The organism is Bradyrhizobium sp. USDA3010, assembly GCF_056429065.1.
On sequence record NZ_JBWJZD010000002.1, the window covers coordinates 503,860 to 518,526 of the forward strand.

The 14,667-nt window shown below is 65.0% G+C and carries 15 protein-coding genes; 7 read left to right on the plus strand and 8 right to left on the minus strand.

The genetic code is table 11. The annotated features are described in order from the left end of the window. Window positions 1-56: 56 nt before the first annotated feature. On the minus strand, window positions 57-1,958 hold the full coding sequence (locus tag AC066Y_RS05440) for a peptidylprolyl isomerase (protein ID WP_478272970.1): 1,902 nt from the start codon (window positions 1,956-1,958) through the stop codon (window positions 57-59). 240 nt (window positions 1,959-2,198) lie between these two features. Between AC066Y_RS05440 and tpiA the strand changes: the two genes are divergently transcribed. Next, window positions 2,199-2,951 carry a triose-phosphate isomerase gene (gene tpiA, locus AC066Y_RS05445; RefSeq protein ID WP_478272971.1) on the plus strand — a complete coding sequence of 251 codons (753 nt, stop codon included), beginning with the start codon at window positions 2,199-2,201 and terminating at the stop codon, window positions 2,949-2,951. Window positions 2,952-3,070: 119 nt separating this feature from the next. Here the strand turns inward: tpiA and AC066Y_RS05450 are convergent, their stop codons facing one another. Further along, complete coding sequence (locus AC066Y_RS05450; protein WP_478272972.1) at window positions 3,071-3,604, minus strand: GNAT family N-acetyltransferase; 534 nt, start codon at window positions 3,602-3,604, stop codon at window positions 3,071-3,073. Window positions 3,605-3,607: 3 nt separating this feature from the next. Further along, entirely contained in the window at window positions 3,608-4,174 is a 567-nt protein-coding gene (locus AC066Y_RS05455) for a helix-turn-helix domain-containing protein (RefSeq protein ID WP_478272973.1), read from the minus strand. A 204-nt stretch (window positions 4,175-4,378) separates the two neighbouring features. Here AC066Y_RS05455 and secG point away from each other — a divergent pair, with 204 nt between their 5' ends. Both secG and AC066Y_RS05465 read left to right on the plus strand, forming a co-directional pair. Next, a complete protein-coding gene (secG, locus tag AC066Y_RS05460; RefSeq protein WP_478272974.1) occupies window positions 4,379-4,768 on the plus strand; it encodes a preprotein translocase subunit SecG in 390 nt (129 codons plus the stop codon). Window positions 4,769-4,935: 167 nt separating this feature from the next. Continuing rightward, window positions 4,936-6,567, plus strand: a complete 1,632-nt coding sequence (locus AC066Y_RS05465) for a CTP synthase (protein WP_076857637.1) — start codon at window positions 4,936-4,938, stop codon at window positions 6,565-6,567. Between the two features lie 19 nt (window positions 6,568-6,586). Here the strand turns inward: AC066Y_RS05465 and AC066Y_RS05470 are convergent, their stop codons facing one another. The 3 genes from AC066Y_RS05470 to AC066Y_RS05480 form a co-directional block, all read right to left on the minus strand. Further along, a complete protein-coding gene (locus tag AC066Y_RS05470; protein WP_478272975.1) occupies window positions 6,587-7,252 on the minus strand; it encodes a class I SAM-dependent methyltransferase in 666 nt (221 codons plus the stop codon). A gap of 223 nt (window positions 7,253-7,475) precedes the next feature. Further along, a complete protein-coding gene (locus tag AC066Y_RS05475) occupies window positions 7,476-8,855 on the minus strand; it encodes a sensor histidine kinase (RefSeq protein ID WP_478272976.1) in 1,380 nt (459 codons plus the stop codon). After that, a complete protein-coding gene (locus AC066Y_RS05480; protein WP_478272977.1) occupies window positions 8,852-9,526 on the minus strand; it encodes a response regulator in 675 nt (224 codons plus the stop codon). Before AC066Y_RS05480 ends, AC066Y_RS05475 begins: the two co-directional genes overlap by 4 nt. Before the next feature lie 172 nt (window positions 9,527-9,698). On the opposite strand from AC066Y_RS05480, the gene AC066Y_RS05485 reads away from it, so the two are divergent. Beyond that, a complete protein-coding gene (locus tag AC066Y_RS05485; protein WP_478272978.1) occupies window positions 9,699-10,025 on the plus strand; it encodes an NIPSNAP family protein in 327 nt (108 codons plus the stop codon). 61 nt (window positions 10,026-10,086) lie between these two features. On the opposite strand, the gene AC066Y_RS05490 is transcribed toward AC066Y_RS05485, so the two are convergent. Continuing rightward, window positions 10,087-10,434 (minus strand): PAAR domain-containing protein, encoded by a 348-nt coding sequence (locus AC066Y_RS05490; protein ID WP_478272979.1) that lies wholly within the window; start codon window positions 10,432-10,434, stop codon window positions 10,087-10,089. Between the two features lie 154 nt (window positions 10,435-10,588). Here AC066Y_RS05490 and kdsA point away from each other — a divergent pair, with 154 nt between their 5' ends. The 3 genes from kdsA (at window position 10,589) to AC066Y_RS05505 (ending at window position 13,667) form a co-directional block, all read left to right on the plus strand. Beyond that, a complete protein-coding gene (gene kdsA / locus AC066Y_RS05495; RefSeq protein WP_478272980.1) occupies window positions 10,589-11,446 on the plus strand; it encodes a 3-deoxy-8-phosphooctulonate synthase in 858 nt (285 codons plus the stop codon). 15 nt (window positions 11,447-11,461) lie between these two features. Continuing rightward, entirely contained in the window at window positions 11,462-12,670 is a 1,209-nt protein-coding gene (locus AC066Y_RS05500) for an MFS transporter (RefSeq protein ID WP_478272981.1), read from the plus strand. A 586-nt stretch (window positions 12,671-13,256) separates the two neighbouring features. Then, window positions 13,257-13,667 (plus strand): hypothetical protein, encoded by a 411-nt coding sequence (locus AC066Y_RS05505; protein WP_478272982.1) that lies wholly within the window; start codon window positions 13,257-13,259, stop codon window positions 13,665-13,667. Between the two features lie 282 nt (window positions 13,668-13,949). Here AC066Y_RS05505 and AC066Y_RS05510 read toward each other — a convergent pair whose 3' ends face one another. After that, a complete protein-coding gene (locus AC066Y_RS05510; protein ID WP_478272983.1) occupies window positions 13,950-14,312 on the minus strand; it encodes a response regulator in 363 nt (120 codons plus the stop codon). Window positions 14,313-14,667 lie beyond the last annotated feature (355 nt).

Consider the following 14,667-nt stretch of genomic DNA (forward strand, 5'->3'; position numbering starts at 1 on the left):
TCTGTTGTTGGAGCTTGATCGCCGCGCAACGCGTCGCCGCGCTGTCCCGATCATGCTCAATTATTTGCGCCTGTCACCTGTGCGAAGGCTGCCTGGTTGACGCTCACACCGATGTCGGTCTCGATCTTCGCGACATATTGCGCGACCTGCTCGTCGCTCAACGAGCGCCGCAGCGCCTCGCTGAGCTGCTTGACCTCGTTGGAGGCGAAGTCGACCGGGGGCACCGTCACATCGGTGACGCGGAACACCACCCACTGGCTGCCGCCGGCCGCGGAGGTCTGTCCGTCGCTGTCCTTGGCGGTGCGGAATGCGGCCGCGATCACGCCGGCCGGCACGTTGGGCAGCGTGGCCTCGCGGCGGAAGTTCGCAGCGGTTTCGACCTTGACGCCGGCCGCCGTAGCCTCGTCGGCGAGCTTGGCGCCGCTGTCGAGCTTCTGGACCATCTCGGTCGCCTTGGCGCGCAGCTTGGCGGAGATCTGGTCCTCGCGCCACTTGGCCTCGACCTGGTCGCGGACCTCGTCGAGGGTGCGCTCGCGCGACGGCGTGATGCCGAGCACGTCGTACCAGACATAGCCGTTGTTGAACTGGATCGGGTCGTTGTCGACGCTGACGTCGCTGTTGAAGGCCTGCGACACCACGTCGAGGCCGCGCGGGATGTTTGACGCGACCTGGCCGTTCGGCAGACGCCCCGAGCGATCGACGGCGTCGATGGTGACGGCGGTCAATTTCAGCTTCTGCGCCGCGTCGACGACGCTGGAGCCGCCGCCGCGCTCGTCTTCCATCTTGTCGCGAAGCTCGGCGACCTTGGCGCGGGCGCGCTCGGTCGCGATCTCGTTCTTCACCTGCTGCGCAAGGCTCTCATAGGTCGGGGTCACGCCGGGCTCGATCTTGCCGACCTTGACCAGCGCCACGCCGAAGCGGCCCTGGACCGGCTGGCTGACTTCACCCGCGGGCAGGGAGAAGGCGGCGTCGCCGACGGCCGGATCGAGGATCGCAGACTTCGCGACCAGGCCGAGATTGACGTCGGCGGGATTGAGCTTGCGCTCCTTGGCGATGTCGTCGAACGAGGCGCCCGAGGTGATGCGGGCGCGGGCGGCCTGCGCCTCACCGGCGTCCGGAAACACGATCTGCGAGACCTCGCGCTTCTCCGGCGTGCTGAGCCGGTCCTTGCGCTCCTCGAAGATCTTCTTGGCATCCTCGTCGGACACGGTCTCCCACTTGCCGATTTCTTCCGGCGTGATCGCGACGAAGGCGATCTTGCGGTACTCGGGCGCGCGGAACTGGACCTTGTGGTCCTCGAAATAGGCGGCGAGCGCCTCGGGCGAGGGCGGATCGATGGTGCCGGCCTGTGCGGCGCCGAGCGTGACGTAGTCGATCGAGCGCTGCTCGTTCTGGAAACGGGTCAGCGCCTCGATCATCGATTTGGTCGGCTCGATCCCCGACGAGATGGTGCCGGCGATCTGCCGCCGCAGGCCGACGCGGCGCTGCTCGGCGATGTAGCGGCCCTCGGTGTAGCCGAAGTTGCGGATCACGGACTGGAAGCGCTGCGGATCGAACTGGCCGTTGAGGCCCTTGAAGTTCGGATCGTTGTAGATCGTGCGCAGCACCTCGGCGTCGGACTGGTTGAGGCCCATGCGTCGCGCTTCCTCGTCCAGCGCAGCTTCCGCGAGCGTCTGCTGCAGCACCTGGCGGTCAATCCCGAAAGCGCGCGCCTGGTCCGGGGTCAGCGGACGGCCGAACTGGCGGCCAAGCTGCTGCAGGCGGTCGGTATAGATCTGGCGGAACTGCTCGGCCGAAATCTCGGTCCCGCCCACCTTGGCGAAGGTCGACTGGCCAAACCCCTTGAAGATGTCGGCAATGCCCCAAATTCCGAAACTGACGATCAAAACGCCCATCACCACGGCCATAATCGTCTTGCCGAGCCAGTTTGATGAGGCTTTCCGCATTCCTCGAAGCATGGGTCCAACTTGTTTTACAGGAGGGGAACCGGGTCGTACCCAAGTGGGACTAAAAGTCGGGACTTTTTGTCCGGCAGCGGGGCGTCACCGAATTGAAAACGCTTATAAAGTGGCTCGTGTCCCCCCGCAACCTCGGGCGCGCGGGCGGAAGCGTCGCACGGCAAGCGCGAAGCCGCGCTCTGGAAGTCGCCGCCCGGCTCTGATAGCGCAGGGGCACGCTTGAATGATGGGAAATCCGACATGACCGACGCCATCCGGCCGCTGATCGCCGGCAACTGGAAAATGAACGGCCTGAAATCCTCTTTTGTCGAGTTCGACGCGATGCTGGCCGGCGCCGGCAATGTCGCCGGGAAGGCCGCTCTCCTGGTCTGCCCGCCGGCAACATTGGTCGGGGCCTTTGCCGACAAGGCGCGCGGCTCGAAGGTCGCCGTCGGCGCCCAGGACTGCCATCCGAAGGCTTCGGGCGCCCACACCGGCGACCTCTCGGCGGAAATGTTTGGAGATCTCGGCGCGGTCGCCATCATTGTCGGCCACTCCGAGCGGCGCGCCGACCATGGCGAGACCGACGCCTTGATTCGGCAGAAGGCGGAGGCCGCGTGGCGTGCCGGCCTGACCGCGATCGTCTGCATCGGCGAGACGCGCGAGCAGCGCGATGCCGGCAGGACGCTCGATGTCTGCGGCACCCAGCTTGCGGGCTCGCTGCCCGACGGCTCGACTGGGGCCAATCTGGTGGTGGCCTATGAGCCGGTCTGGGCGATCGGCACCGGTCTCACCCCGACGGCGAAGGATGTCGAGGAAGTTCACAGGTTTATCCGAGGTCAGCTCACCGATCGCTTCAAGGGCGAGGGAAGCCGGACCAGGATCCTCTATGGCGGCTCGGTGAAGCCATCGAATGCCGCCGAGCTGATGGCCGTCGCCAATGTCAACGGCGCGCTGGTCGGCGGCGCCAGCCTGAAGGCGTCGGACTTTTTGGCGATCGCCGCGGGGTGTTGAGCGGACGTGACCGACGCTATGCCACCGTCATTGCGAGCGAAGCGAAGCAATCCATGGCTCCGCATATGCGGAAGTATGGATTGCTTCGTCGCTTCGCTCCTCGCAATGACGGATTCAGGTTACGCGGCCGCAGCCGTCCCGATCCGCTTCCAGTAGATCATCGTCCCGGTGAGGCCGCCATGCGGCTTCAACGCGTAATCGGGGATGATCCCGCTGAACTGAAATCCCTGCTTTTCGTAAAGCGGCGCGGCGCCGTCGTCGACGGCGGTGTCGAGCACCAGCAGTGTGCGCCCGTGCGCGATCGCCAGCTGCTCGGCGGCGCGCAGCAATGCCGTCGCCACGCCGCGGTTGCGGTGGCTCACGCGCGTCATCATCTTGGCGATCTCGGCGCGATGCGGCTGGTTCGGCGGCAGCTTCAGCAGCAGCGTCACGGTGCCGATCAGGCTGTCGCCGTCGAACGCGCCGAGCACTACTCGCTCGCCGCGCGCCGCGGCGCCAAGCGAGTCCTGCCAGAATGCCTTCGCGTCGCTTAACGGCAGCGGATGCATGAAGCTCACCGAGCCGCCGCATGCGACGGTCTCGATCAGCAGCGCGCCGAGTGCGTTGCGCAGGTCCGGCTCGTCCTCGAGCGGCTTGATGGTGAAGTGCGACATGCATCAGCTCCGGGCCAGGGCGACCACGTAGGTGCAGCCGGCGTTGGTTTCGTTGGCGAAGGTGGTCTCAGCGGGCGGCCCGAAGCCGAGGCAATCGCCGGCGCCGAGCACATGGCGTGCGCCGCCCTCGGTGATGACCAGGCTACCGCTCAGCACCCAGACCAGTTGGCGGATATGGGCGTAGGACGAGGCGGGCAGGGTCACGGATTGTCTCGCCGGCATTTCCACCCGCACCAGCTCGACCGGATGATCGGGACGGCTGAACACCTGGCGGCGCAGATAGCCGGTTTCCGGATCGCTCCAGATCGGCTGCGCGGCCGCGCGCGACAGCCGTTCGCCCTGGCCTTCTGCGCGCAACATCAGGCCGGCCAGAGTGAGGTCGAAGGCTGAGGCGAGACGCACCAGCACGACCGCGGTCGGGCTGACCTCGGCGCGCTCGATCTTGCTGATCGTCGCCTTCGAGACGCCGGAGCGTTCGGCAAGCTCGGCCAGCGACCAGCCACGCCCGTCGCGCTCCAGCCGGATCCGCTGCGCCAAGCGGTGGCTCAGGTCGTCTATCAAAGTATCCATTTGTCTATTATAATGGAAGGAGCCGGTTCCGATCAAGGCCGGGGCAAGCGCAGCCGAGGCAGCTTGTGATGTCAGCCATTGCGACTATCTCGGGGGTGACAATGCCCGGTCCAATCGTGTAACAGGGCGCGACTTCACGAAAAACCGCAAAGCCGATAGCGCCGTTTATCTGGCCGCTTGGGGGCTTGTGACGGAAGGCTTGCGATGCAGACTGTCGTTATCATTATCCATCTCATGATCGTCGCCGTCATGATCGGCGCTGTACTGCTACAGAAATCCGAAGGCGGCGGCCTTGGCATGGGCGGCGGCGCCGGCTTCATGTCGAGCCGCGGCACCGCGAATCTGTTGTCGCGGACCACCGCGATCCTCGCGGCCGGCTTCTTCCTGACCAGCCTGTTCCTGTCCTGGTATGCGGGCTACGACCGCAAGCCGAGCTCGATCATTGGCACCGGCGCACCGGCGCAGACCCAGCCCGCCGGCGGCGCGCCGATCACTGCACCGACCTCCGGCGGCATCCTCGATTCGCTGAAGAAGACCGACGAGCAGCAGGGGCAGCAGGCTCCGAGCGGCCCGCAGGCACCACGGTCGCAATAAAGCAGGGGCGCCATGCAGGATGCGGCGCTGGCATCCTGCATCAAAAATCCCCATCAATGCTCTGAAATCGCTTCCAATTTAATGTAACCCACAGCCCGGTGGAATGTTTGCCGGGAACAGCTGATTCGTTTTGCGAATCGCTGGAGTCGGCTTAAAGGTAAAGCCCCATGGCGCGGTACATATTCATCACCGGCGGCGTGGTCTCCTCGCTCGGAAAGGGTCTGGCATCGGCGGCGCTCGGCGCCCTGCTGCAGGCCCGAGGCTACAAAGTCCGCCTTCGCAAGCTCGATCCCTATCTCAACCTCGATCCCGGAACGATGTCGCCGTATCAGCACGGCGAAGTGTTCGTGACCGACGACGGCGCCGAAACCGATCTCGATCTCGGCCATTACGAGCGATTCACCGGTCGTCCGGCCACCAAGGCCGACAACATCACGACCGGGCGGATCTACCAGGACATCATCACCAAGGAGCGCCGCGGCGATTATCTCGGCGCCACCATCCAGGTGGTCCCGCACGTCACCAACGCGATCAAGGAATTCGTGCTGTCGGGCAACGACGAGTACGATTTCGTGCTGGTCGAGATCGGCGGCACCGTCGGCGACATCGAGGGCCTGCCGTTCTTCGAGGCGATCCGTCAGCTCAAGAACGAGCTGCCGCGCGATCACGCCGTCTACATTCACCTGACGCTTTTGCCGTACATTCCAAGTGCCGGCGAGCTCAAGACAAAACCGACGCAGCACTCGGTCAAGGAGCTGCGCTCGATCGGCATCCAGCCGGACATCCTGCTGTGCCGCACCGACCGTGAAATCCCGAAGGAAGAGCGGCGCAAGCTCGGCCTGTTCTGTAACGTGCGCGAGAGCGCCGTGATCGAGGCGCGCGACGTCGACAACATCTACGCCGTGCCGGAGGCCTATCACGCCGCCGGCCTCGACGACGAGGTGCTGGCCGCGTTCGGCATCACGGCGAAGATTCCGCCGGCGTTGCAGAGCTGGAACGTCATCAACGAGCGCGTCCGCAATCCGGAAGGCGCGGTGACGATCGCGATCGTCGGCAAGTACACCGGCATGAAGGACGCCTACAAATCGCTGATCGAGGCGCTCTCGCACGGCGGCATCGCCAACAAGGTGAAGGTCAATCTCGACTGGATCGAGAGCGAGGTGTTCGAGAACGAGGACCCGGCGCCGTTCCTCGAGCACGTCAACGGCATCCTGGTGCCCGGCGGCTTCGGCCAGCGCGGCGCCGAGGGCAAGATCCGCGCGGCGCAGTTCGCGCGCGAGCGTGACGTGCCGTATTTCGGCATCTGCTTCGGCATGCAGATGGCGGTGATCGAGGCGGCGCGCAATCTGGTCGGCATCGAGGAGGCCAACTCGACCGAGTTCGGCCCGACCAACGAGCCGCTGGTCGGCCTGATGACCGAATGGCTGCGCGGCAACGAACTCGAGAAGCGCTCGCAGAGCGGCGACCTCGGCGGCACCATGCGGCTCGGCGCCTATCCCGCGGCGCTGAACCGCGGCAGCCGCGTCTCGCAGGTCTATGGCGGCGCGACCGAGATCTCGGAGCGGCACCGCCATCGCTACGAGGTCAACACCGCCTACAAGGACCGCCTCGAGCAGCACGGCCTGCGTTTCTCCGGCATGTCGCCCGATGGCGTGCTGCCGGAGATCGTCGAATACGAGGACCATCCCTGGTTCATCGGCGTCCAGTTCCACCCCGAGCTGAAGTCGCGGCCCTTTGAGCCGCATCCGCTGTTTGCGTCGTTCATCGAGGCGGCGGCGAAGCAGAGCCGGCTGATGTAAGCGGCCATCAGCTGCGCCGTCACACTGCAGCGCAGTCCTTGCTGGCCCGGCGTTCCTTCTTGATCGGTGAGACGCCTGCATCGGCCGCGGGGGTGACGTCGCGCGTGATGAGCTTGTATTGCGGGCGTCGCGTCAGCCGGTAGACCGCGGCAGGCGGCACGTTGAGGATGGCGCGATCGACCAGCGTGGCGCGCAGACCGAGCCGGTCGAGGATCGGTCGCGGTACCGGGCAGCGCATGCCGTAGGTGAATTGATAGAACGCGCCATTGGGGCGCATGTAGCTGAAGGCGCCGCTGACGATCGAGATCACCTTGCGCGGCGACATGTTGAGCAGCGGCAGTCCGCTGACCACGGCGCCGACCGGCGCGCCCTCATACAGCCGTTCCGAGGCCAGCCGCGCGGCGTCCATCCACAGCACGCGCGCACCGGGAAAGCGGAGCTGCAGCAGCCGCATGAAATCCGAACCGTATTCGATCAGCGTGAGATCCTGCTGGCGCACGCCGCGCTTGAGCAGTTGATAGGTGAAGGCGCCCGTTCCAGGACCGAGCTCCAGCACCGGACCGGTCTTGGCGCTGATGTCGCGCGTGATCAGTTCGGCGAGCGCTGTGCCCGAGGGCGCGATGGCGCCGACGCGGCCAGGAGCTGCCATCCACGCCGTGAAGAAAGACAGGAGATCATGTGACATTGGGATTCCCAGCAAAGTGTCGCCGCGCCTCGACTCGATTGCGCGGCGCGTTCTCTTCTTTGCGGGGCCTGCATTGCGACAACATTGCGCGATGATGCGGGAGCCCGTTCGGATTGAATCGGAACGGGCTCCAGATTCCAGCTTTGATGCGTTTTCTTCACGCGAACCGGTGCCCATCCCGGATCAAGTCCGGGACAGGCTTCGCTCGAAAAAAGCTGTGGCATCACGATGCGAACGGCGCCGGCGGTAATGTGAGACGGAAGCTCGCGCCACCCTTCGGGCCATCGAGCACGGAGACGTGACCGCCGTGCAGTCTTGCGATCTCGCGCACCATGTTGAGTCCGAGGCCGGCGCCGCGATCGAGCGGTGCAAGCCGATAGAACGGATCGAAGATCCGGGTGCGCTCATCCTTCGGAATGCCGTTGCCTTCATCGGTCACGTCGATCGTCGCGGCGCTGCCGACATGGATGGTGATGGTGCCGCGGCGGCCGCCATGCTGGATGGCGTTCTGCACGAGATTGGTCAGCGCACGCTCGAGCGCAGCGCGGTCGCCCAGCGTCTCGACCCGATCGGTTGCGGTTTCGAGCGACAATTCGTAACCGGCCGCGATCGCGAGCGGCGCGAGGTCGGCGGCCACATTGCGCGCGACCGCGACGAGATCGACGCGGCCGAACGGATTGCGGCACTGGTCGAAGCGCTGGATGTCGAGCAGCTGCTCGGCCAATGTCGCAAGCCGTGCCGAGTCCTCGAGCAGGCGGGTTTTCTCCGGCCCTGACGGCAGCGACTCCAGCCGCGTGTTGAGGATCGCGATCGGCGTGCGCAATTCGTGCGCGGCGTCGGCGACGAAGCGCTGGTGGCGCGAATAGCCGTCGTCGAGCCGCGTCAGCGCATCGTTGACGGCGCTCACCAGCGGCGCGACCTCGAGCGGCAAATGGTCGGCCGACAGCCGGCTGCCGCGCTGGCGGAAATCGATCCGGCGGGCTTCGTCGGCCGTGGAGTCGATGCCCGCAAACGCGCGCCGTACCACCATCGGCGTCGCGATGAAGGTGGCGCACGCCATCAGCAACAGGCCGGGCAGGGCAATGGCAAGGAATGCCAGCGTCGTGGCGAGGGCTGCCTTGACGCTCGACGTTGGCCCTTGCGTGGCTGTGAGCACCTGCACGGGGCCGGCGTCGGAATTGACGCGTTTCAGCCGCGCCGGTGGCTTGCGCGGATCGTCCTCGAACATCTGCCAGCCGAGCCTGGCCTGGCTGATCTGGTCCAGTGCATCGCCGATCTTGGCGAATTCGGGCGGCACTGCGCCTTCCGACAGCGAATGGCCTTGCCGGTCGCGCACCAGGAACCAGAGGTCCGGTGTGTTCTCGCGAAGCTGCTTGAGGTCGGCGGTCGGGCGCAACACCAGATTGCCCTGCGCATCGCGCGCGATCGCGTTCTGCACGATGGAGATGACGTGATCCTCGTCGCGCGGAACAATCAGGAAACCGGTGGCGCACAGCGCGCTGATCAGGCAGACGATCAGCATAGCGAGCAGCAGCGCCTGAAGCGTCACCAACCGCCAGCTCAGTTGCGAGCGGAGGCAGTAGTGATCGGCGGGTTCGCTCATGATACCTGCTTCAGCAGGTAGCCCACGCCCCGGATGCTGTGGATTTCGACGCCGGCATCGGAGTCGGCGAGCTTGCGGCGCAGCCGCGAGACGTGGGCATCGAGCGCGTTCGACTGGATCTCATCCTCGAAATTGTAGACGGCTTCCTCGAGCGTCGCGCGCAGCACGGTGCGGCCCATCCGGCGCAGCAGCGTCTCCAGCACCAGCAGCTCGCGCCGCGGCAGCTCGAGCGGGCGGCCATTGACGCTGGCCTCGCGATGGCTGCAGTCGAACGTCATCCGGCCGGCCTTGATGATTTCGAACTGCACGCCGGCGGGACGGCGCAGCACGGCGCGCAGCCGCGCCAACAGCTCCTCGACCGCGAACGGCTTGGCCAGATAGTCGTCGGCGCCGCTGTCGAGGCCGGTGATGCGGTCGGCGAGATCGCCGCGCGCCGTCAGCACGATGATCGGAACGCCGTCGGCCTTGGCGCGCAGCTTCGGGATCAGCGTGAGGCCGTCGCCGTCGGGGAGCTGGCGGTCGAGCAGGACGGCGCCATGCACGTCGGCGGAAATCGCTTCCTCGGCCTCGGCAAGGGTCGGCACATGATCGACGACCATGTCGTAGCCTTTCAGCGCCTGCGACAGCGCCGCCGCCATTTCGGCCTCGTCTTCAACCAGCAGTATCCGCATGTGCTTTTGGGTCCAGTTCCCGTACGGCCGGTTGTAGGGCAAGTAACATTGCAACAACATTGCGGAAATGGCCGCTTGCGATGGGCAGGGGTGCCATGTTGCCGCCCCCTCAAGACAGTCCGGAAGGTGCTGGCTATAACCGCCCGCACAACAGGATCTAGGAGGACTGCCAATGATCTACGAGACCCGCGTCTATCGCTGCCTACCGGGACGGCTGCCGGCGCTGCTGAAGCGCTTCGAGACCATCACGCTGAAGCTCTGGGACAAGCACGGCATCAGGCAGGCCGGCTTCTTCACGACGCTGGTCGGCGAATCCAACCAGGACCTGACCTATCTGCTGGCCTGGGAATCGCTCGCCGAGCGCGAGAAGAAATGGACCGCATTCGCGACCGATCCGGAATGGATCGCCGCGCGCGCCAAGACCGAGGAAGACGGCCAGATCGTCCTCAACATCGTCAACCAGCTGTTGGTGCCGACCGCGTTTTCGTCGGTCAAGTGACGCCGGCGCGGAGTTGAGCGGCGCGATGGCGAGACGTCGTCGCGCCAGACCCCCGGTGCGGCTATTGCGGGCAGCCCGACGTCTGATCGCCCTCGCGGACCATCGGCTTGCCATTGATGAAGACGCCGTGGCTGCCTGAGGTCGTTTTGCCGCCGCAATGCGTGCGATCGCCCATCACCACGGCCGGCTTGCCGTTGATCAGGACGTTGGGTACGCCCTCGACGAGTGGGCCGCCATTGCTGGTGGTGTCGCCGCTGCGCGCGGCCGGCTTGCCGTTGACGGTGACGCCTGCGGCGCCGCCGGTGACCACTCCGGGCTGGCTGCTGGCCTGGCCATATGCCAGACCCGACATCGCCGACAGGACGACGACAGCTCCGATCACGACCGAGATGCGCATTTCGTTCCTCATGGGAATCCGTTCCGCAACAACTTATAGGAGCGGTTGGGGCAGGATTGTGATAGCAGGGCGCACCCACGGCGTCAGCGCAACCCCCTCATCGTGCAGGATGGCTTGATCCCTCCCGCGCGGGATTGCATGGTCGCCGGCAAAAGGATGCAGCATTTTGACAAATCAGGTTTCCGCGCCAGCCGCCGCGCCGATCGTTGCCGTCGGATCGGCGAAATTCGGCAACGCCTTGCCGATCTCGATCATCGCCGGTCCCTGCCAGCTCGAGAGCCGGGCGCATGCGCTTGAAGTGGCGTCCGCGCTGAAGGAGATCGCAGCAAGGCTCAAGATCGGTCTGGTGTACAAGACCTCGTTCGACAAGGCGAACCGCACCAGCGCGTCGGCCGCGCGCGGCATCGGGCTGAAGCAGGCGCTGCCGATCTTCGCCGAGATCCGTTCTTCGCTCGGGCTGTCCGTGCTGACCGACGTGCATGAACCCGACCAGTGCGCTGAGGCGGCGCAGGCGGTCGATGTGTTGCAGATCCCGGCCTTCCTGTGCCGTCAGACGGATCTCCTGCTGGCTGCGGCTGCGACCGGCAAGGTCGTCAACGTCAAGAAGGGCCAGTTCCTGGCGCCATGGGACATGGCGAACGTGGTCAGCAAGATCACCGGCGCCGGCAATGCCAATGTGCTGGTCACCGAGCGCGGCGCGTCGTTCGGCTACAACACGCTGGTGTCAGACATGCGCGCGTTGCCGATCCTGGCGCGCACCACCGGCGCGCCTGTGATCTTCGACGCCACCCATTCGGTGCAGCAGCCGGGCGGCAAGGGCACGTCCTCGGGCGGCGAACGCGAATTCGTACCGGTGCTGGCGCGCGCCGCAGTCGCGGTCGGCGTTGCCGGCGTGTTCATCGAGACCCATCCCGATCCGGATCACGCGCCGTCCGACGGCCCCAACATGGTGCCGCTCCGCGACTTCGAATCTCTCGTCAAGCGGCTGATGCAGTTCGACGCGCTCGCCAAGACGGCAGCCTGACCGGCGGACAACGACATGACCGCAACGAGCGGCATGCCGCCGGCCCTCAACGTCATCACGCTGGCGACCTTCGCGGCGAGCCTGTCGGTGCGCGCGCTCGATCCGGTGCTGCCGCATGTCGCGGAGGATTTTGGCGTCAGCATCGCGACCGCGGCGAGCTTTGCCGCGGTGTTCGCCTTCACCTTCGCTGCGGTCCAGCCGGCGATCGGCGCCGCCGCCGATTTGTTCGGCAAGGCGCGGTTGATGACGATCTGCCTTGGGCTGCTCGGCGTCGCCAACATCCTTGGCGCACTCTCGACCTCGTTTCCGATGCTGTTCGTGACCCGCATCCTCGCCGGCATCGGCTCGGGCGGCGTGTTTCCGGTGGCGCTCTCGCTGACCAGCGATCTCGTCGGTCCCGACAAGCGGCAGCTTGCAATCGGGCGAACGCTCGCAGGCTCGATGACCGGCAACCTGCTCGGCGCGACGGCCTCCGGCCTGATCGGCGATTTCCTCGGCTGGCGCGGTGTGCTCGCCGTGCTCGGCGGCCTCGTGATCATCGTAGCACTGGCGGTTGCGGCTGGCTTCCGCGGCGCCGCGCTGAACCGTCCGCCGCGCACCAGCCTGAAGGCGCTGCGTCACGGCTATCGCACCATCTTCACCAATCCGAACGCGCGGATCTGCTATTCGGCGGTCTTCATCGAAGGTTGCTGCGTGCTCGGACTGTTTCCCTTCATCGCCTCGTTCCTGTTCGAGCTCGGCGAGACATCGCTGTCGATCGCCGGTGTCGTGATCGCGGGCTTTGCGATCGGCGGATTGCTCTACACGCTGACGGTGGCGCGCCTGCTGCCGTTGATTGGCGTGAGGGGCATGATGGTCGTCGGCGCAACGCTGGTCGGCATCCAGCTGGTCGGCGTCGCCTTCGGGCCGCACTGGAAGCTGCAGATGGCGGGCCTCCTGGTGATGGGCCTCGGCTTCTACATGATCCACGGCTGTCTGCAGGTGTTCGCCAGCGAGCTGTCGGTCGAGGCCCGCGCCACCGCGCTGTCGCTGCACTCGTTCTTCTTTTTCATGGGCCAGACGGTCGGCCCGATCGCCTATGGCTTCGGCCTGCAACATGCCGGCAAGACCGCGACGCTCGTCTCCGCCGCCGCCGTGATGGTCGTGCTCGGCTTCATCTGCGCGAGATTCCTGAAGCAGCGGCGACCGGCCGATGCCGACCTGCGCCCGGACGTCGAGCCCTAGCGATCCCTCAGGTCATGGACACAAGCATCAAGGCATTGTGCCGCTCAGTCGCCTTAGTGCTCGCTATTCAAACACGATGCGCGTACCGTGGATTATCACCGTGCTTCCAACGCGGCCTCTAACGGTGACCGAGGGTAACGAACGCTCCCGCCGTGGTGATGAAGGGGCGTGCGCGTTGTCCGGACGTCGCTTGACCGACTGAATTGTGCCGCCGGTCATCGTGACGCTGTTTCTTCTCTGCTTGGTCGCTGTGGTCGTCTGGCGTGGTTGGCGCGCCGGGGCCGCAATGTTTCGTCAGTCAATCAGCCCCACCATTAACGTGATCATGGCAAAGCTCGACACCGAAGCCTGATCAACGTCGCTCCAACGAGGCAATATTGACCCATGGTCGCGCGCGATAGATGGACCGTAGACCTGGAGTGCCCACGCTGCGGGAGCATCGACGTAGCTATTCTGTCCCAGGCGGATGGCTATGCTTATGTGAGAGGCGATAGCGGTACGCGCGCTGACCGGCTTCGCATGCATTGATCCGGAGATCTGCTGCTTTCAGTGTTTGAAATGCCAGGTGCGGATACCCTGACATCGAATGTCGCCGCAAAGCCGCTTCAACGGTGGTGTTGGCTTCGAAAGAAACATCCGTCGGTGTTCAGACCGGATGTCCACCGCATCGCTTTTGATCGTGGCCCTATCGCTGCCAGCCGGATCGGCGTATGCTTTCCGCATCGCCGCCCGGCCCGTGGCTTCTATCGGTGATGAGAACGCCCGTTGCGCTTTCGCCCCACTCAGGGAGCAGCGCAGCCAAATGATCAGTTTGCCTCATATTTCAGTGTATTTTTCCTGCGAGAGCTGTGGTGCCACATATGAGGCCTCACAGGATCGCAATGATCGCAGTGGAAAGTTTCACTGCGTTCATTGCGCCAGATTGGTGCATCAATGGTCCGGCACCTTTAGCTATTTGGGCTGGCGATTGTTCCGCACGTCCGCCGAGCTGTCATGATCGGTCATTGCATCCTTTGTGAGGACACGCGCTGGGTCTGTGAGAGTCACGAGGATCAGCCATGGACAGGTCCCGACGCCTGCACGTGTTGTGGGGCCGGGTCGCCATGTCCTCATTGCAATAAGCCTGAAGGCGAGGCGCGGCTGCCGCGAGGCTTTCGCAACATGTTCGACAATGGAGCCGAGTCATGACAGGCCGTACATCCTGACCTCTCGCGCATTGATCACATGCCGAACCGCGGCACCCAATTGGCGTCCAGGCGACGCCGGTGCGCAATCGCCACTATTGGTCAGCCGTCACCTGCCGGAGGTGCATCCCGACGTCGGCGAAGCTGTACGGCTTGGCAATGAAATGACCGCCGGCCGGGAGGTCGTCGAGGGTTACGTCGGTGGCTGACGTGGCAATGATCGCAATCGGTGGCCAACGATGGCGAACGACGTGCACAAGCCTCAAGCCGTCGATCGAGCCGGGCATCTGGATATCGGTGAAAATCACCCGGATGTCGTCACGCGCTTCGAGAATCGTTATCGCGTCGTCGGCGTTCCCAGCTTCAATAGCGTGGAACCCAGCTTCCTCGACCATGTCGGCGGCCTGCATGCGGATCAGAAAATCGTCTTCGACGACCAGAACAGCCGAGCGTGTCATTGAATGTGCAAGCCCGGTTGTGATTTGCGTGGGACGCAAATTGACCTAGGCTAATTCGGCAGTGGTGGCTCAGTTCCTGTTGGCTACTCAACAATCTCGGTTCGCCACGGCAGACGCGCCGGGCGGACGCGCTCGCGAGCCGCTCAGAGTGGGCGGAGCTGCGAGAGGAACCTTGCATCCCCTCGCACCATGGGTTTCCGACCGCTAGCCCGTCTTATTCGTCAGAGGCGCCTGAGAGGCTGGCGAGCGTGGTGTAAAGCGCTGATGCGGCGTAGGATTCGGTTGCAAAGCCAACCCCATCACCTTCAGCCGCGAACACCACGCCCGCCATGACCGATGATACGATTCTGCCCTT

Coding starts and splice junctions, on each gene's coding strand:
- AC066Y_RS05450 (WP_478272972.1), bottom strand. CDS start 3,604: ATGTCGCACTTCACCATCAAGCCGCTCGAGGACGAGCCGGACCTGCGC.
- AC066Y_RS05485 (WP_478272978.1), top strand. CDS start 9,699: ATGATCTACGAGACCCGCGTCTATCGCTGCCTACCGGGACGGCTGCCG.
- AC066Y_RS05490 (WP_478272979.1), bottom strand. CDS start 10,434: ATGAGGAACGAAATGCGCATCTCGGTCGTGATCGGAGCTGTCGTCGTC.
- tpiA (WP_478272971.1), top strand. CDS start 2,199: ATGACCGACGCCATCCGGCCGCTGATCGCCGGCAACTGGAAAATGAAC.
- AC066Y_RS05455 (WP_478272973.1), bottom strand. CDS start 4,174: ATGGATACTTTGATAGACGACCTGAGCCACCGCTTGGCGCAGCGGATC.
- secG (WP_478272974.1), top strand. CDS start 4,379: ATGCAGACTGTCGTTATCATTATCCATCTCATGATCGTCGCCGTCATG.
- AC066Y_RS05510 (WP_478272983.1), bottom strand. CDS start 14,312: ATGACACGCTCGGCTGTTCTGGTCGTCGAAGACGATTTTCTGATCCGC.
- AC066Y_RS05475 (WP_478272976.1), bottom strand. CDS start 8,855: ATGAGCGAACCCGCCGATCACTACTGCCTCCGCTCGCAACTGAGCTGG.
- AC066Y_RS05470 (WP_478272975.1), bottom strand. CDS start 7,252: ATGTCACATGATCTCCTGTCTTTCTTCACGGCGTGGATGGCAGCTCCT.
- AC066Y_RS05500 (WP_478272981.1), top strand. CDS start 11,462: ATGACCGCAACGAGCGGCATGCCGCCGGCCCTCAACGTCATCACGCTG.
- AC066Y_RS05505 (WP_478272982.1), top strand. CDS start 13,257: ATGTCGCCGCAAAGCCGCTTCAACGGTGGTGTTGGCTTCGAAAGAAAC.
- AC066Y_RS05465 (WP_076857637.1), top strand. CDS start 4,936: ATGGCGCGGTACATATTCATCACCGGCGGCGTGGTCTCCTCGCTCGGA.
- AC066Y_RS05440 (WP_478272970.1), bottom strand. CDS start 1,958: ATGCTTCGAGGAATGCGGAAAGCCTCATCAAACTGGCTCGGCAAGACG.
- AC066Y_RS05480 (WP_478272977.1), bottom strand. CDS start 9,526: ATGCGGATACTGCTGGTTGAAGACGAGGCCGAAATGGCGGCGGCGCTG.